Genomic DNA, 16,140 nt, shown 5'->3' on the forward strand with positions numbered 1-16,140 from the left:
CCGCTTAACCCGCGGCCTGGGCTTCCAGTCCCAGCGCAGCCGCAACGGAAACGACGTCGAACTCCACCTTGGTGGGTTCAACGTCGGAGCCGTCGGCGGTGCGCAGGGCCCACTGCGGATCCTTGAGCCCGTGTCCCGTGACGGTGATGACGATCTTCTTGCCCGCGGGTGCTTCCCCGGCGGCGTGCTTCTTGAGCAGCCCGGCCACCCCTGCAGCGGAAGCCGGCTCCACGAAAACGCCCTCACGGGAAGAGAGCCAGCGGTGCGCCTCGAGAATTTCAGTGTCCGTGACGGCTTCGATCAGTCCGCCGGACTCATCGCGGGCAGCAATAGCCTGCTCCCAGGACGCCGGGTTGCCGATGCGGATGGCGGTGGCAATGGTGTCCGGATCCGTGACCGGATGGCCCTTGACCAGCGGCGAAGCGCCTTCGGCCTGGAAGCCCCACATCACGGGAGTCTTGGTAGCCACGGGAGCCAGTTCGTCTCCGGCAAGGTTCGTGTAGGGGGCGGCGTACTCGGTGTAGCCCTTCCAGTACGCGGTGATGTTTCCGGCGTTGCCCACGGGCAGCAGGTGGAAGTCCGGAGCGTCGCCCAGGGCGTCCACCACCTCGAAGGCGGCGGTCTTCTGGCCCTCGATGCGGGCCGGGTTCACGGAGTTCACCAGGAACACCGGGTAGGCCTCGGCCAGTTTGCGGGCCACATCCAGGCAGTTGTCAAAGTTGCCGTTGACCTGGAGCAGTTCAGCCCCGTGGGCGATGGCCTGGCTGAGCTTGCCCATGGAGATCTTGCCGTCCGGAACCAGCACGGCGCAGGTGATGCCGGCCTGCGTGGCATAGGCGGCAGCCGAGGCGGAGGTGTTGCCGGTGGAAGCGCACACCACGGCCTTGGCGCCGGATTCGACGGCGGCCGTCATGGCCATCGTCATGCCGCGGTCCTTGAAGGACCCGGTGGGGTTCATGCCTTCGACCTTGAGGTAGACCTCGTTGCCGGTCAGCTCGGAAAGCGCCTTGGCCTTCACGAGCGGAGTGCCGCCCTCGCCGAGGGTGATGATCTCGGTGCTCTCGGTTACGGGAAGACGATCGGCGTATTCGCGGATGACGCCGCGCCATTGATGAGCCACGGTATTAGACCCCTTCTACCCGCAGGACGGATGTGACTGAATTGATGATGTCCAGGCCCTTAATGGCCTCGACGGTGGCTGCCAGCGCAGCCTCGGATGCCCGGTGCGTGACGAAACGCAGCTCGGCGGATGATGCAGTGCCGTCGGCATGGATGCTCTGGCGCATGGTTTCGATGGAGACACCGTGTTCGGCGAAGACCTGGGCCACTGCGGCCAGGACACCCGGCTGGTCGGTGACCTGCAGGCCGATGCTGTAGCTGGTGGTGACCTTGCTGAACGGCAGGGCCGGTACGGAGCCGGTGGGCGTCTCCGCACCCAGCGGCCCGCCCAGGACCAGCCGGCGGGCGGTGGACACGACGTCGCCCATCACGGCCGACGCGGTGGGGGCGCCGCCGGCGCCCTGGCCGTAGAACATCAGCTCACCGGCATTTTCGGCTTCCACGAACACGGCGTTGAAGGCGCCTCGCACCGCGGCCAGCGCGTGGGTGCGCGGCAGCAGCGTGGGGTGCACGCGCACGCTGACGCCGGGGTCGCCGTCGTTGTCCAGCTTTTCGGCGATGGCCAGCAGCTTGATGACGAACCCGGCATCCTTCGCCGCGGCAATGTCATCAGCCGTGACGGAGGAGATGCCCTCGCAGGACACATTGGCCAGGTCAAAGTTGGTGTGGAAGGCCAGCGAAGCGAGGATGGCACCCTTTGACGCAGCGTCATGGCCTTCGACGTCGGCGGTGGGATCGGCTTCGGCGTACCCGAGGCGCTGGGCTTCAGCGAGGGCGTCGGCGAACTGGGCGCCGGTGCTGTCCATGGCGTCCAGAATGTAGTTGGTGGTGCCGTTGACGATGCCCATGACCTTGGTGATCCGGTCACCGGCAAGGCTGTCCCGGATGGGGCGCAGGATGGGAATGGCGCCGGCGACGGCCGCTTCATAGGCCAGCCGCACGCCCGCGGCGTCGGCCTTCTCGAAAAGCGCGGCGCCGTCGGCGGCGAGCAGGGCCTTGTTGCCGGTGACCACGGAGGCGCCGTGGCCGATGGCGTGCAGCATCAGCGTGCGGGCCGGCTCCATGCCGCCCATCAGCTCAATGACGATGTCGGCGTCCTCCACCAGCTTCTCGGCGTCAGTGGTGAAAAGATTCCGCGGCAGGTCCGCGTCCCGCGGTGCGTCCGGATTGCGGACGGCGATGCCGGTCAGTTCCAGCTTGGCGCCGGTGCGCGAAGCCAGGTCTTCGGCGTCGTCAATGAGGATCCGGGCAACCTGGGAGCCAACGTTTCCGCAGCCCAGCAGGGCAACTTTGAGGGTCTTCATAGTGCGTGCCTACTCCTTCAGCAATTCGGGCGAACGTGCGCCGGCGGCGTCAACGTCCCGGGCCAAGAGGTCATCTTCAGTCTCTCCGCGGATGATCAGCCGCGCAGTGCCGTCCAGCACGGCAACTACGGGCGGACGGGCGATGTAGTTGTAGTTGCTGGACAGGGCCCAGCAGTACGCACCCGTTCCCGGAACCGCCAACAGGTCACCGTCGCCGGTGTCGGCCGGAAGATAGACGTCCCGGACCACTATGTCCCCGCTCTCGCAGTGTTTGCCAACCACGCGTGACATAACGGCGTCATCTTCGGAGGTCCGCGAGGCGAGCACAGCCGAGTAATCGGCGTCGTAGAGCACGGGACGGGCGTTGTCGCTCATCCCGCCGTCCACTGAGACGTAGCGGCGTTCGGCGGTGCCGCCGTCGGCCGTGTCAACGCGGACCGTCTTGACGGTGCCGGCGCGGTACAGCGTAAAGGTGGTGGGGCCAACAATGGCGCGGCCGGGCTCAATCGAGATCCGCGGCACGGCCAGTCCCAGTTCCTCGCAGGTGGAGCCGACGACGGCGGCCATCGCCTGCGCGATCTCCGCCGGGGGGCGCGGGGTGTCCGCTTCGGTGTAGGCGATGCCGTAGCCGCCGCCAAGGTCCAGCTCCGGCAGTTCCACGCCGTGGGCCGCCTTGATGTCGGCCAGGAAGCCGAGGAGGCGCTTGGCGGCCAGTTCGAAGCCTTCGGGTTCAAAGATCTGCGAGCCGATGTGGCAGTGCAGGCCCAGCAGGCGGATGCCCTTGGCTTCCAGCGCGGCTGCCACGGCGGCGGCTGCGGGCGACTCCCCGCCCGCGGCCGGATCCGGTGCCATGGAGAGGCCGAACTTCTGGTCCTCGTGCGCGGTGGCAATGAAGTCGTGCGTGTGTGCATGCACTCCGGGGGTCAGGCGCAGCATGACGGGAGCCTGCTCTCCGCGGGAGGCCGCAAGGGCATCCAGGCGGTGCAGTTCTGCCATGGAATCCACGACGATCCGGCCCAGGCCCATGTCCAGGGCCCGGATCAGTTCGGCGTCGGACTTGTTGTTTCCGTGCAGGCCCAATTCGCTGCCCGGAATCCCGGCGCGGCGGGCCACCGCCAGCTCGCCGCCGGAGCAGGTGTCCAGGCGCAGACCCTCCTCACGCACCCAGCGGGCCACCGCGGTGCAGAGGAAGGCCTTGCCTGCGTAATAGACGTCCACGCCCCCGCACAGATCAGCGAAGGCGGCATCGAAGGAGTCTTTGAAGTCCCGGGCGCGGGCGCGGAAGTCCGCTTCAGACATCACGAACAACGGGGTGCCGAACTCGCGTGCCAGCGCTGATGCCGATACACCGGCCACTTCGAGTTCGCCGTTGCTGTTCCGGGCAACGTCGCGGGCCCACATCTGCGGGCGCAGCGCATCGGCGTCCGCCGGGTGGCTGAGCCACTCGGGGGCGAGCGGGGAAACAGTCATGGATTACATCCGTTCCGGAGCGGAGACTCCCAGCAGGCCCAGGCCGTTGGCCAGGACCTGGCGGGCGGCAAGGTTCAGCCACAGGCGGGTGCGGTTCACGTCGGTGACCTCCTCATCGCCCTGCGGAGCAATGCGGCACGCGTCGTACCAGCGGTGGTACGTGCCGGCGATGACCTCCAGGTGGCGGGCCACGCGGTGCGGTTCGCGGAAGGCGCTGGCCTGCGCGACGACGCCGGGATACTGTCCCAGCGCGGCCAGCAGTTCACCTTCGGTGGGGTGGGTCAGCAGGGAGGCGTCGAACGCTGAATCGTCCACGCCGGCGGCCTCGGCGTTGCGGGCCAGGGCATAGGTGCGGGCGTGGGCGTACTGGACGTAGAACACCGGATTCTCGTTGCTGCGCTTGGTCAGCAGGTCCAGGTCAATGTCAATGTTGGAGTCGGCGGAGAAGCGGGCCAGCGTGTAGCGGGCGGCGTCCACGCCCACGGCTTCCACCAGGTCCTCCAGGGTGACCACGGTGCCGTTGCGCTTGGACATGCGCACGGGCTTGCCGCCCTTGACCAGGTTCACCATCTGGCCGATCAGCACCTCAACGCACTCCGGGTCGTGTCCCAGGGCGGCGGCGGCGGCCTTGAGCCGGGCCACGTAGCCGTGGTGGTCGGCGCCGAGCATGTAGAAGTTCAGGTCGAAGCCGCGGTCGCGCTTGTTCTGGATGTAGGCGATGTCCCCGGCAATGTAGGCGGCGTTGCCGTCGGACTTGATGACCACGCGGTCCTTGTCGTCACCGAACTCACTGGAGTTCAGCCACCAGGCGCCGTCCTTCTCATACAGGTTGCCGGAGCCCTTGAGCTGCTCCAGGAGCTTGTCCACCTGGCCGTTCTCGTGGAGCGAGTCTTCGTGGAAGAAAACGTCAAAGTCCACGCCGAAGTTATGCAGGGATTCCTTGATGTCACCGAACATCAGGTCCACGCCGACGGCGCGGAAACGTTCCTGGGCCTCGTCGTCGGGCAGGTCGGTGATATTCGGCTCGGCGGCCAGCACGCGGTTGGCAATGTCCTCGATGTAGGCTCCGGCGTAGCCGTCCTCGGGAGCGGGTTCGCCCTTGGCCGAGGCGAGCAGGGACCGGGCGAAGCGGTCAATCTGCGCTCCGTGGTCGTTGAAGTAGTACTCGCGGGTGACTTCTGCACCCTGCGACTGGAAGACCCGGGCCAGGGCGTCGCCGACGGCGGCCCAGCGGGTTCCGCCGAGGTGGATCGGTCCGGTGGGGTTGGCGGAGACGAACTCGAGGTTGATCCGGGTGCCCTTGAGGATTTCGGACGTGCCGTACGCAGGACCGGCGTCAACGATGGTCTTGACCAGCTCACCGGCGGCACCGGCGTCGAGCGTGATGTTCAGGAACCCGGGGCCGGCGATGTCGACCTTGGAGACGCCGTCGATCTTTTCCAGGCGGCCCTTGAGGATCTCCGCGAACTGGCGCGGGTTCATGCCGGCCTGCTTGGAGAGCTGCAGTGCAATGTTGGTGGCCCAGTCGCCGTGGTCGCGGTTCTTCGGCCGCTCCACGCGCACCTCCCGGGGCACGTCGATGCTGAAGTCACCAGCATCGATGGCGTCTTGGAGGCAGGCAGTTACGGCGGAGGAAAGTTCTTCAGGAGTCACCGGTTAAGCATAGCGTCCGGGCAGGCGGCGTTCCGCGAACTGTGACGCCGCCCGCGGACCCCCTCGCGCTGCCCCTCGGACCGCCGGGTGGGCAAGTCAACACCGCGTGCACAGGCGAAGCGCAACCGGATACGTTGTAATGGATAGGGATCCCCACCCCAGGAGAGATATGACCCCCTCACGCAAAGCCCTGCTGTTCACCGCCGCTTCCCTCACCCTGGCCTCCACCGCCTGCGCCGGAACGGCCGACGACGGCGCCTCCGCCGCCGCGGAGTCCACCGCTCCCGCCCCGACCGGTCCCGCAACTGCTGCCGCAGCCGCCCCGGCCGGCAGCTACGCCGACGGAGAGTACTCCGCGCAGGGCAGCTACATTCCCCCGTCCAACCAGACGGAGGAAGTCGATGTGACCCTGAGCCTGAAAGACGGCGTCGTCACGGACCTTTCGGTCACCACCTCCGGCAACAACCCCACTTCCAAGCAGTACCAGCGCGAATTCACCTCCGGCATCCAGGAGCAGGTAGTGGGCAAGCCCCTGAATGAGCTGGACGTCCACAAGGTTGCCGGTTCCTCCCTGACCAGCTCCTGCTTCAACAAGGCTCTTGACTCCATCCGGACCGAAGCCGCGAGCTGACCGGCCCCGCCATGCCGGATTTCACGTTCGACGCCATCGGCACGGCCTGGACCGTCAGCACTGCTGAGCCGCTGACGGGTCCGCAGCGGACAGCCGTACTGGAACTGGTGGCTTCCTATGACGGCATCTACTCGCGTTTCCGGCAGGACTCGGTCATTTCCGCACTGGCGGCGGCGCCCGGCACCGTGGACCTGCCCCGCTCCGCCGCGCCGCTGCTCAGCCTCTTTGACACGCTCCACCGGCTCAGCGGCGGAGCCGTTAATCCTCTGGTGGGCCACTCGCTGGAGCAGCTCGGCTACGACGCGGCGTACTCGTTTTCCTCCGCGGGACCCTCCCCCGCACCGGACTGGCCGGCTGCAGCATCATGGCAGGCGCTCGGGGACCGGACCGTGCTGAGCACCACGGTGCCGGTGACCCTTGATATAGGTGCAGCGGGCAAGGGGCAGCTGGTTGACCTGGTCTTTGCGCTGCTGCGCGGGGCCGGGCACCGGGAGCTGACCGTGGATGCGGGCTCTGACCTGCGCCATGCCGGATCCGATCCCCTGCGGATAGCGCTGGAGCATCCGTATGACCCGGCCCGCGCCATCGGCGTCGTTCCCCTGCAGGGCCGGGCCCTGTGTGCCTCCGCCGCAAACCGCCGGCAGTGGGGTGACGGGCTGCACCACATTGTGAACGCGCTGACCGGCCGCTCCGTGAATTCGGTGGCGGCCACCTGGGTGCTGGCCGATGACGCGATGACCGCCGACGGCCTGGCCACCGCCCTGTTTTTCACCGACCCCGGCACCCTCGCCGAAGACTTCGCCTTTGACTATGTGCGGATGTTCTCGGACGGGCGGGCCACCTTCTCACCTTTCATGGCTGGAGTCCTGTTTTCATGAGCGTTTCCCTGTCCGCCTCAACCCGCCGGCTGGACGCCCTGACCGGACGCTGGACCATGTACCGGATCACCGTTTTCCTGCTGCTGGCCCTGACCGCGTGGTCCTTTGTGCTGTCCGCCGCCGGACTGCTGTTCTACACCCCGGCAGAGCTCGCTGCCACGGCCGCCACCGCCGTCGTCGCCTCGCTGGTGGCCAGCCGCGTCATGGGACTGCTGTTCCGCACCCGCCCGCAAACGGATTCCTCGCTGATCACCGGGCTGCTCCTGTTCTTCCTGTTCTGGCCCACCACCGAAGGCTCCCAGCTGCTGACCGTGGCGCTCGCCGCCGGGGCTGCGACGGCGTCAAAGTACCTGCTGGTCTGGCGCGGACGGCACATCTTCAATCCCGCCGCCTTCGGTGCCGCGCTGCTGGCCGTCACCGGCCTGAACAGCGCCGTCTGGTGGGTGGCGGCACCGCTGATGCTGGTGGTCGTCCTGCCCGCCGCCGCCCTGATCCTGTACCGCAACCGCCTGCTGCCCATGGCCGGAGTGTTCCTGCTGGCCTCGGGGGCCATCATCATTGCGCGGTTCCTGTCCGGCGGGGAGCCGCTGACAACGGCGCTGGCCACCCTGTTTGCCTCCTATCCGGTGCTGTTCTTCGCCGGCTTCATGTTGTCCGAGCCGCTGACCCTGCCGCCGCGGCGCTGGCAGCGGCTGCTCGAGGCCGCCGTCGTCGGCGTCCTGTTCGCCGTCCCGCTGAACCTGGGCCCGGTCTATATGTCCCCGGAACTGGCCCTGCTTCTCGGGAACCTGCTGGCCTTTGCCCTGGCACCGCGTGCAGGTATCCGGCTGCGGCTGCGGGAAAACCGGGCCCTGACGCCCACGGCGCGGGAACTGGTGTTTGAACCGCAGCGTCCGCTGAAGTTCCGGCCCGGACAATATGTGGAGCTGAGCCTGCCCCACGCCACCCCCGACGGGCGCGGCACCCGCAGGATTTTCAGCCTCACCACAGCGCCGGAGCAGCTGGAAACCGTGGCCGTGGGACTGCGGGTGTCCGATCCGTCCAGCTCGTTCAAAACCGCCCTGCTCAAGCTGAAGCCCGGAGCCGTGATCACCGGAACCTCGGTGGCCGGAGATTTCCTGCTTCCCCGGAACCCCGGGGTCCCGCTGCTGTTCATCGCCTCCGGGGTGGGTGTTACTCCGTTCATGAGCCAGCTGCGGTCCCTGGCCGCCGGAAGTCCGGGCGGTTCCGGCGGTACTGCGGACGGACTGCCGGGACGGGATGTGGTGCTGGTTTATGCGGCCTCTTCCGTGGATGAGCTGGCCTATGCTGCCGAACTGCACCGGAGGGGCGTCCGTGTCCTGGTCTGCACTCCGGCGGACCCGCAGATCACCGGATGGACCTGGCTGGGACCGGGGCTGCCGGATACGCAGGTGCTGGCCCGGGCGGTTCCGGATATTGCGCAGCGCGCTGCCTACGTCTCCGGATCTCCGTCTGCCGTTGCCGCAGCGTGCGCCGCGGTTCGCGGAGCCGGCGGCCGAACCGTTAAGACGGATGCCTTTCTGGGATATTGATTTTGGCCACGTTTTCACACCGCGCGCCGGACCTGCTAAGCTTCTTGAGTCCCACAGGACCTGCCGGTTTACCGGCGTCCTTGCCCTCGTAGCTCAGGGGATAGAGCGGTTGCCTCCGGAGCAACAGGCCGTAGGTTCGAATCCTATCGAGGGCACTTTGGAACACAGAAGAACCCCGCACTGGCTGCGGGGTTCTTCTGCGTTCGGGGTCAGGCTCCGGTCAAACGCCGGGATCAGGTGCCGGCTCGAAGGGCGGCCACGGTTGCGCCCTCATCCGGTACGGTGTTTTCCCGCAGCACAAAGCTGTTCCCCCGCGCAGGTTTCTCCAGGAAGCGGCGGAAACTCAGCGGCAGGCCCCGTGCGGTCCAGGGATCAGTTCCGTCCATGGCCTGCACATGCACGTGCGGCTGCGTGGAGTTTCCCGAATTGCCGCAGGATCCAATCCGCTCACCCTGCACAACGCCCTGGCCGACAGCAACGGTAATGGAGCCGGCCTGCAGGTGCATGACTCCCACCACCGGCGTCCCGCCCGGCGCAGCCAACAGGACATAGTTTCCCGCGACGGCACCGATCCCGCTGCGAAGCCTGCCCGCCTGCCCCAGCATGTAGGGCACCAGGGCAATCTGGGACCGGCGCGCTTCGTGGTCGGTTTCGCCTTCATGGACCGCCACCACCTGACCGCTGACGGGAGCCAGGACAGGACGGCCGTACGCAAAGAAAAGCTCGGGCGGCTCGGTGGCAAGGAGGGTCCGCCAGCTGACCCCGGGAGCGCAGGCGCCGCCGTCGTCCACCCCCACAAAATCTATGGCGTAAGTAGTCGCCAGCAGGTGGGTTCCGTGGCTGGGGACACGGCGGCGCGGGCTGTTCTCCACCCTCCACGTTCCGGTAAACGGAAGCGAGATTTCCACGGGTTGAGGGTCCGGGTTCATGGTTCGCCCCTTGGGATTGATTCTTCCCATTATGGGTTGACGGGCCAGCACCCGGACCCTGGTTTTAGTACCGGATGGCGTCGATGACTTTCACCCGCACCGCCACCAGTGCAGGTATCAGTCCGGCCAGCGCGCCCACCGCTGTGGCCGCGCCGAGGCCGATCAGTGCAGCTTCCAGCGGAAACGGCGGCAGCTCCGTCAGCCCGGAGGCAACCGTGCGCTGGACGATCGGCAGCTTGACCACGGCCACCGCGGCCATGACGCCCAGCACGCCGGCAACAAACGTGGCCACCACCGACTCCAGCATGACGCCAAAGAAGATCCGCCCCGACGTCGCCCCGAAGCTGCGCCGGATGCCGATTTCCCGCACCCGGTACTTCACCGTCACCATGGAGATGTTCAGCAGCCCCACTGCGCCCAGCAGCATGACCAGCCCGGCGATTCCGGCCACCGCCCACTGCAGCCCGCCAAAGGGATCTCCCCAAGCGGCGTAGTCGCTCCGGTTCGCGTCAACCTGCATGCCGGGAAACTGCGCCGTCAGGTCCGCGGAGATCGACGCCGCCAGGGATTCGCTCAGTTCCTCGGGCACCCAGAGTTCCAGGCTCGGATTTGCGGCTTCCAGTCCGAGCCGGTCATAGGCTTCGGAGAGCATGATCGCCTGGGGGTATTCCCCCTCGTAGCGGTCCCGGTTGACGCCAACCACCACCGCGGTGGTTTCCCCGCCCCGGGAGATCGGGAGCACGGGGTGGGAACCCAGGTCCGGGCTCCCCAGGCTGGCATAGAACGCTTCATTGATGACGACGGCGGGTGCCAGCCGCTGGGCGTCAGCGGGGGTAAACCATGATCCCTCGGCCATGGGCACCCGGCGCATCACGTCGTAATCGGAGTCCACCACCATCGTCTGGGTCTGGGTAACTCCGCCGGGCAGCTGAAACGGCACCATTGTCGAATAGATCAGGGAGGAATACTCCACGGCGTAGCGTTCAGGCAGCTCCCGGTAGGCCGCCGTGACCAGCTCGGGATCCGGGTTGGATCCATCGGCCGAGAACATCATTACAGACAGCGTTGCAGGCCGGCCGGACTGGGCTTCGCTGCCCTGGGCGATCGATTCGCGGACCATGTTTCCCAGCCCCACCACCGTGGTGAGGGCAGCGACGGACAGGGCGACGCCGATCAGCGCCAGCAGGATCCGCGTCTTGTGGATCCTCAGTTCCGCCCAGGCCTCGACCAGCGTGCCCACTATCCCCGAAAGGCTCATGCTGCCACCTGCAATCCCGGTTCCAGCTGCCCGTCCTGCAGCAGAAAGTGTCGGTGGGCCAGGGCCGCGACGTTGGGATCATGGGTGATGGTGACCAGGGCGGCACCGGATTCGGCGGCCACCTCGGCGAGCAGGTCCATGACGTATTGGCCGGTGGCGATGTCCAGCGCCCCTGTGGGCTCATCGGCCAGGATGAGCTGCGGCGAGCGCACCAGGGCCCGCGCAATGGCAACCCGCTGCTGCTCCCCGCCGGACAGCTTGGACGGCCGGTCCTGCGTCCGGTCCCCCAGCCCTACCCGGTCCAGCATTGCCGCCGCAAGCCGCTCCCGCTGCCAAAACTGCCGGCCGCGGGCATAGAGCAGCGGAGTCATGACATTTTCCAGCGCCGTGCGTTCGGCCAGCAGATTGAACTGCTGGAAGATGAATCCCACTGCGGCTCCCCGCGCCTGCGCCCGGCGTTTTTCACTCATCTGGTCCACCGGCTCCCCCGCGAAGGTCATTGATCCGGAGGTGGGGACGTCCAGCAGCCCCAGAATATTCAGGAGCGTTGATTTTCCCGACCCCGAACGGCCCACAATCGACAGATGCTCCCCCGGATAAACGGCGAGGTCCACACCGGTCAGGATCTGCAGGGTGCCGTGGTCCGGCAGCGACACTGAACGGGTGACCTGCGACAGCGCTGCCAGGGGTTCCGGCTGCCCGTCAAAATCAGCTTCGGCAACAGCTGCTCCGGTGAGCTCACTGAAGGTCATCCGCCCACCATTCCGGGCATGCCGTACATCTGTCCTTCGTCTGTGGGAGCAGGAGCACCGGGAACAAACTGAAGCACCATTTCCCCCTCGGCCAGGCCGGACGTGATTTCCACCGTTTGACCGTCGTTCAGGCCCAGGGCCACTTCCCGTTCCACTGCACCCGCGGCCGACTGCAGTTCCCCGGCGGAGGCAGCTTCCGGTCCTGCGGCCGGGTCAACGTCGGCCGCCCCGTCGGCACCGCTTGCGCCGTCGGGCATTACCCAGACGACGCCGGTCTGGACCGATCCCTGGACCGCCGTCGTCGGAACCGTAATCACGTTTTCGGCCTGGCCTGCGGAAATGTCGATGGTGGCGCCCAGCCCGGCAAAGACGGCTGTTTCCTTTGGTACGGCGCAGCTCACGCTGCCGGCCGCCGTGGCGTCCGCAGCCGGGGGTCCTGCCGGTCCCATGGCCTGGGCGGAAATTCCGGTCTGGGCAGCGGGTGTCTTGCCCATGGTGACGTTGCTGCAGGGGAAGGGTGCAGGTCCGCCGTTGACCGTCACCATGGCAGTGTTCGCCCGGGAAAAGATGCGGAACTGCTGATCCGAGGTGAGTGTTCCGGAGACCGAGAAGGTGCCGGGATCAATCGAAGCAACCTCGGTGCCCACTGACAGCTGCTGTTTTACAAGCACCGACAGCTCGGCGACCGTGCCGTTCGAGGTCGCGACCACATCGGTGTAGGTGTAGGCCGGGGGTGCGGCGGCGGGAGGTTCTGCCGGTTCGTCGTCTTCGGCGCGGTCATCCGAAGGAACGACGACGGCGGTTTCCGGCTCCGGCTCCGCCAGTGTCTTGACCTGGAAGAGCGGCGTCCCCTTGGCGACGGTCTCCCCTGCATCCACGTAAATGAAGTCCACGGTCCCGTCAGTCGTGCTCTTGACCGTGACGGCGGGGTCGCTCACCACCGAACCCGGAACAGAGACAAGGTTGGTGACGGTTCCCACGGCCGCTGGGACCAGCGGCGTACTGATCCGGGCGCTCGGCTGCTCAGAGCCGGCTGCGGCGTCGGCCTGCATCCCGTCCAGGAAGGCAAGCTTGAAAAGAGCCGCAGCCATCACGGCAAAAATCACCAGCCACAGCGTTGGAAAGACATAGCGGCGCACAATCATCGGTTCCCCCGTCGAAGTCATCACCCGGGGCAGTGTTCAGCACCGATTGAAACGGGACGCTACCAGCGCACAGCGGATCTGCAGGGCAGGACACGACCGGCGAAATACTCGAAGGCACCGAAACGCCATTCGGGCAGACCCTCCCGGATACTGCTGTTTGCGGTTTTCCGCCGAACCTCTTGCGCGGAGCGGGCCGGTCAGCGGTATGGTGAGCCGCATACCAACCGGTCGGTTCCTCTCCGGAGCCTTCCGGACGGGTACCTCCGAAGACTCCGACACTATGAGAAACACGGAACACCGACGCATGAAAACCATGAACATCAAAGAGGAACTGGCCCGCGTTTCCGTGGACCTCTTTGCCGCCCAAGGCTATGCCAACACCAGCGTGCAGCAGATTGTCGACGCCGCGGGGGTCACCAAGGGTGCGCTCTACCATTACTTCAATTCGAAGGATGATCTCCTCTTCGATATTTATGACCGCCTCCTCACCCTGCAGCAGCGCAACCTCGAAGAGATCGCCGGCCGGGACCTTCCGCTGGAAGAGACCGTCCGGACAGTCTGCGAGGACGTCATCATCACTTCCATCGAGTGGATCCGTGAAGGTGCCGTTTTCTTCCGGTCCCAGCACATGCTCAGCCCCGACCGGATGGAAGAGGTGAAGGCCCGCCGCCGCCGGTACAACGAGGTGTTTGCAGCACTGATCACCCGCGGCCGGGCCGAGGGCATTTTCCGCAGCGACATCCCCACCGCCGTCCTCGTAGCCAACTTCTTCGCCAACCCGCACTACCTCTCGTACTGGTACCAGCCGCACGGAGCCCTGACCAAACAGCAGGTCGCCAAACATTTAACCGACCTCTACCTCGCCGGACTGCGGCCCGCAGCACCTGAAGGAGCAGCACAATGAAAGCCTGGAACGTCGTCACCCTTGCCGAGCCGCGGGAAGCGCTGCAGCTCACCGAGCAGCCCTCCCCCGTGCCCGTGCCCGGCTCCCTGGTACTGAAGACCCGCGCCGTGGCCCTGAACTTCCCCGATGTGCTGCTGTGCCGCGGGGAATACCAGGAGAAGCCGGAGCTGCCCTTCGTTCCCGGCATTGAACTGTGCGGCACCGTCACGGGAATCGGTGACGGCGTCACGGGCTTCCGCATCGGGGATCGCGTCAGTGCCACCCATCTGGGCGTCATGGCCGAAGAGGTGGTGGTTCCCGCCGCTTCAGCTTTTCCGGCCCCGGAGCCGCTGTCCGACGCCGAGGCCGCCGCGCTGTGCATCGGGTACCAGACCGGATACTTCGGGCTGCACCGGCGGGCACGGATCGCCCCCGGTGAAACGCTGCTGGTCCACGCGGCAGCAGGTGGTGTGGGCACGGCTGCCGTGCAGCTGGGTAAGGCCGCCGGAGCCACCGTGATCGGAGTGGTGGGCAATGAAGCCAAACGCCAGGTCGCAGAGAAGGCCGGAGCGGACATCGTGGTCAACCGGACCACCGAAGACTTCGTCGAGGTGGTCAAGGAAGCCACCGGCGGACGCGGCGCCGACGTCGTCTACGACCCGGTGGGCGGTGAAACCTTTGAACGCTCCACCCGCTGCATCGCCTTTGAGGGGCGGATTGTCGTCGTCGGGTTTGCCGGCGGCACCCTGCAGACCGCCCGCATGAACCACGCCCTGGTCAAGAATTATTCGCTCCTCGGACTGCACTGGGCGCTCTACACCAAGAAGGCTCCGGAGCTGGTTGCCGAAGTCCATGAACAGCTCACCCTCCTGGCCGGCAAGGGGCTGATCCGCCCGGTGGTCACCGAAACCGTCCCGTTCAGCGACGCACCTGACGCTATCCAGCGCCTGGGCGACGGCCGGACCGCAGGGCGGGTGGTGCTGACCCTCTAACTCCCCGCGTTACCGCCTCCCCGCACGCAGCAACCTTCACCGAGACAACGGAGTACTCATGGAAGTTTTACATACCGACCAGTCGGTTTTGATGCCTCGCCTGCGCTTCAGCGACGTGAGCGTGCGGTTCGGCGGACTCACGGCCCTGGACTCGGTGTCCTTCACCGTTCCGCCAGGAGCCGTCGTCGGCATTATCGGACCCAACGGTGCCGGCAAAACCACGTTGTTCAATGTGATCTGCGGTTTTACCACTCCGGCGTCCGGGTCCCTGGAGCTCGACGGCGAGCCGTTCCGGCCGCGGCGTCACCGGCTCACGCGCCGGGGCGTAGCCCGGACCCTGCAGGGACTGGGCCTGTTTCCCGGCCTGACTGTGCTGGAAAATGTGATGCTCGGACTGGAGAGCTTAGCCCGGCACAACCCGCTGGAGGACGCCCTGGCTCTCCCACGCTCCCTGCGCGGTGAGGCCAAGCTGCGCGAGCGCGGGCTCCAGTCGCTGGATGACCTCGGCATCGTTTCCTTCGCCGCCGCGCTGCCGGACACCCTTCCGTACGGGATCCGAAAAAAGGTGGCTCTGGCCCGTGCCCTCGCCGGCTCTCCCCGGCTCCTGCTGCTGGATGAACCCGCCGGCGGGCTCGCCCATGAGGACATCGACGAGCTGGCGGGGATCATCCGTTCCGTTCCGTCGACCGGGTGCTCCGTGGTCCTGGTGGAACACCATGTTGACCTGGTCATGAACGTCTGCGAGCGCATCGCGGTCCTGGACTTCGGCAAGCTGATCGCCGAGGGCAGCCCGGCGGAGATCGGCGCGAATCAAGCCGTCACCGACGCCTATCTGGGAGTTGAGCCGGCATGAGCGGGCTGCTGGTCCTGGAATCGGTCAGCGCCGGCTACGGCCCGGTCCCGGTCCCGGTCCTGCACAGCGTCAGCCTTACTGTGGCAGCCGGCAGCATCACCGCCGTCGTCGGCGCCAACGGGGCAGGCAAGACCACTCTGCTCCGCACCGTCATCGGCCAGCTGAAGCCGGCCGCCGGCAGCATCCGCTTCGACGGCATCGATTTGGCGGCCACCAAAGTGGAGGACATGGTGCGGCGCGGCATCGCCCTGGTGCCGGAGGGGCGCGGAGTCATCACCGACCTGACAGTGGAGGAGAACCTGCGTCTGGGCGGTTTGTGGCGCCGCGACCGCGCCTCCGCCGCAGCCCTGCTGGCACGCATGTATGAATTGTTTGAACCGCTGGACCGGCGCCGCAAAGCCCCGGGACACCAGCTCTCCGGCGGCGAACGCCAGATGCTCGCCCTGGGGCGCGCCCTGATGGCCGAACCGCGGCTGCTGCTGCTCGATGAACCGTCCCTGGGACTGGCCCCCCGCATCACCGCCCAGATCCTGGGCCTGCTGCGCAGCCTCTGCGACGACACCGGCCTCACCGTCCTGCTGATCGAGCAGAACGTCCGCAGCGCCCTTTCCGTGGCGGACGACGGCGTGGTCCTTAATCTGGGCGCCGTCGTCGCCGCCCGTCCCGCCGCCGACCTGGCCGCGGACACCGATCTGCGCCACACCTACCTGGGGTTCTGAC

15 protein-coding genes and 1 tRNA gene are annotated in these 16,140 nt (G+C 66.9%); 8 read left to right on the top strand and 8 right to left on the bottom strand.

The window, feature by feature from the left end:
• Positions 1-4: 4 nt before the first annotated feature.
• Genes thrC through argS form a run of 4 tightly spaced genes read right to left on the bottom strand, consistent with a single transcriptional unit; the run spans position 5 to position 5,546 of the window.
• Positions 5-1,120, bottom strand: coding sequence for a threonine synthase (thrC, locus tag AC4D2Q_RS00535; protein ID WP_490926706.1), 1,116 nt, complete (start codon positions 1,118-1,120; stop codon positions 5-7).
• 4 nt (positions 1,121-1,124) lie between these two features.
• Positions 1,125-2,423 carry a homoserine dehydrogenase gene (locus AC4D2Q_RS00540; RefSeq protein ID WP_490944168.1) on the bottom strand — a complete coding sequence of 433 codons (1,299 nt, stop codon included), beginning with the start codon at positions 2,421-2,423 and terminating at the stop codon, positions 1,125-1,127.
• A gap of 9 nt (positions 2,424-2,432) precedes the next feature.
• Positions 2,433-3,893 carry a diaminopimelate decarboxylase gene (gene lysA / locus AC4D2Q_RS00545; RefSeq protein WP_490944170.1) on the bottom strand — a complete coding sequence of 487 codons (1,461 nt, stop codon included), beginning with the start codon at positions 3,891-3,893 and terminating at the stop codon, positions 2,433-2,435.
• A 3-nt stretch (positions 3,894-3,896) separates the two neighbouring features.
• Positions 3,897-5,546: an arginine--tRNA ligase gene (argS, locus tag AC4D2Q_RS00550; protein WP_490944172.1), complete on the bottom strand. Its 1,650-nt coding sequence runs from the start codon at positions 5,544-5,546 to the stop codon at positions 3,897-3,899.
• A gap of 169 nt (positions 5,547-5,715) precedes the next feature.
• Between argS and AC4D2Q_RS00555 the strand changes: the two genes are divergently transcribed.
• The 4 genes from AC4D2Q_RS00555 to AC4D2Q_RS00570 all read left to right on the top strand — a co-directional run bounded on the left by AC4D2Q_RS00555 (position 5,716) and on the right by AC4D2Q_RS00570 (position 8,763).
• Positions 5,716-6,177 (top strand): hypothetical protein, encoded by a 462-nt coding sequence (locus AC4D2Q_RS00555; protein ID WP_490944174.1) that lies wholly within the window; start codon positions 5,716-5,718, stop codon positions 6,175-6,177.
• Positions 6,178-6,188: 11 nt separating this feature from the next.
• The gene (locus tag AC4D2Q_RS00560; protein WP_490944180.1) at positions 6,189-7,055 is read left to right on the top strand and encodes an FAD:protein FMN transferase; all 867 of its coding nucleotides are present in this window, start codon (positions 6,189-6,191) and stop codon (positions 7,053-7,055) included.
• Complete coding sequence (locus AC4D2Q_RS00565; protein WP_490944182.1) at positions 7,052-8,608, top strand: FAD-dependent oxidoreductase; 1,557 nt, start codon at positions 7,052-7,054, stop codon at positions 8,606-8,608. The genes AC4D2Q_RS00560 and AC4D2Q_RS00565 overlap by 4 nt, the downstream gene beginning before the upstream one ends.
• An 82-nt stretch (positions 8,609-8,690) precedes the next feature.
• Positions 8,691-8,763, top strand: a tRNA-Arg gene (locus AC4D2Q_RS00570).
• A 78-nt stretch (positions 8,764-8,841) separates the two neighbouring features.
• Here the strand turns inward: AC4D2Q_RS00570 and AC4D2Q_RS00575 are convergent.
• The 4 genes from AC4D2Q_RS00575 to AC4D2Q_RS00590 form a co-directional block, all read right to left on the bottom strand.
• On the bottom strand, positions 8,842-9,537 hold the full coding sequence (locus tag AC4D2Q_RS00575; RefSeq protein ID WP_490944184.1) for a M23 family metallopeptidase: 696 nt from the start codon (positions 9,535-9,537) through the stop codon (positions 8,842-8,844).
• Between the two features lie 64 nt (positions 9,538-9,601).
• Complete coding sequence (locus AC4D2Q_RS00580; protein ID WP_490944186.1) at positions 9,602-10,795, bottom strand: ABC transporter permease; 1,194 nt, start codon at positions 10,793-10,795, stop codon at positions 9,602-9,604.
• Complete coding sequence (locus AC4D2Q_RS00585) at positions 10,792-11,547, bottom strand: ABC transporter ATP-binding protein (RefSeq protein WP_490944188.1); 756 nt, start codon at positions 11,545-11,547, stop codon at positions 10,792-10,794. Before AC4D2Q_RS00585 ends, AC4D2Q_RS00580 begins: the two co-directional genes overlap by 4 nt.
• Positions 11,544-12,713 (bottom strand): efflux RND transporter periplasmic adaptor subunit, encoded by a 1,170-nt coding sequence (locus AC4D2Q_RS00590; RefSeq protein ID WP_490944190.1) that lies wholly within the window; start codon positions 12,711-12,713, stop codon positions 11,544-11,546. Before AC4D2Q_RS00590 ends, AC4D2Q_RS00585 begins: the two co-directional genes overlap by 4 nt.
• Positions 12,714-12,996: 283 nt before the next feature.
• On the opposite strand from AC4D2Q_RS00590, the gene AC4D2Q_RS00595 reads away from it, so the two are divergent.
• The 4 genes from AC4D2Q_RS00595 to AC4D2Q_RS00610 are packed head-to-tail and all read left to right on the top strand — an operon-like array spanning position 12,997 to position 16,139.
• Entirely contained in the window at positions 12,997-13,596 is a 600-nt protein-coding gene (locus tag AC4D2Q_RS00595; protein ID WP_490944192.1) for a TetR/AcrR family transcriptional regulator, read from the top strand.
• Positions 13,593-14,567 (top strand): NADPH:quinone oxidoreductase family protein, encoded by a 975-nt coding sequence (locus AC4D2Q_RS00600; protein ID WP_490944194.1) that lies wholly within the window; start codon positions 13,593-13,595, stop codon positions 14,565-14,567. Before AC4D2Q_RS00595 ends, AC4D2Q_RS00600 begins: the two co-directional genes overlap by 4 nt.
• 58 nt (positions 14,568-14,625) lie before the next feature.
• Positions 14,626-15,420: an ABC transporter ATP-binding protein gene (locus AC4D2Q_RS00605; RefSeq protein WP_490944196.1), complete on the top strand. Its 795-nt coding sequence runs from the start codon at positions 14,626-14,628 to the stop codon at positions 15,418-15,420.
• Positions 15,417-16,139, top strand: coding sequence for an ABC transporter ATP-binding protein (locus AC4D2Q_RS00610; protein WP_490944197.1), 723 nt, complete (start codon positions 15,417-15,419; stop codon positions 16,137-16,139). Before AC4D2Q_RS00605 ends, AC4D2Q_RS00610 begins: the two co-directional genes overlap by 4 nt.
• Position 16,140 lies beyond the last annotated feature (1 nt).

The sequence above is a fragment of the Arthrobacter sp. TJ-178 genome, assembly GCF_058269275.1.

Coding starts and splice junctions, on each gene's coding strand:
- AC4D2Q_RS00540 (WP_490944168.1), bottom strand. CDS start 2,423: ATGAAGACCCTCAAAGTTGCCCTGCTGGGCTGCGGAAACGTTGGCTCC.
- lysA (WP_490944170.1), bottom strand. CDS start 3,893: ATGACTGTTTCCCCGCTCGCCCCCGAGTGGCTCAGCCACCCGGCGGAC.
- AC4D2Q_RS00555 (WP_490944174.1), top strand. CDS start 5,716: ATGACCCCCTCACGCAAAGCCCTGCTGTTCACCGCCGCTTCCCTCACC.
- AC4D2Q_RS00560 (WP_490944180.1), top strand. CDS start 6,189: ATGCCGGATTTCACGTTCGACGCCATCGGCACGGCCTGGACCGTCAGC.
- AC4D2Q_RS00565 (WP_490944182.1), top strand. CDS start 7,052: ATGAGCGTTTCCCTGTCCGCCTCAACCCGCCGGCTGGACGCCCTGACC.
- AC4D2Q_RS00575 (WP_490944184.1), bottom strand. CDS start 9,537: ATGAACCCGGACCCTCAACCCGTGGAAATCTCGCTTCCGTTTACCGGA.
- AC4D2Q_RS00580 (WP_490944186.1), bottom strand. CDS start 10,795: ATGAGCCTTTCGGGGATAGTGGGCACGCTGGTCGAGGCCTGGGCGGAA.
- AC4D2Q_RS00585 (WP_490944188.1), bottom strand. CDS start 11,547: ATGACCTTCAGTGAGCTCACCGGAGCAGCTGTTGCCGAAGCTGATTTT.
- AC4D2Q_RS00590 (WP_490944190.1), bottom strand. CDS start 12,713: ATGACTTCGACGGGGGAACCGATGATTGTGCGCCGCTATGTCTTTCCA.
- AC4D2Q_RS00595 (WP_490944192.1), top strand. CDS start 12,997: ATGAAAACCATGAACATCAAAGAGGAACTGGCCCGCGTTTCCGTGGAC.
- AC4D2Q_RS00600 (WP_490944194.1), top strand. CDS start 13,593: ATGAAAGCCTGGAACGTCGTCACCCTTGCCGAGCCGCGGGAAGCGCTG.
- AC4D2Q_RS00605 (WP_490944196.1), top strand. CDS start 14,626: ATGGAAGTTTTACATACCGACCAGTCGGTTTTGATGCCTCGCCTGCGC.
- AC4D2Q_RS00610 (WP_490944197.1), top strand. CDS start 15,417: ATGAGCGGGCTGCTGGTCCTGGAATCGGTCAGCGCCGGCTACGGCCCG.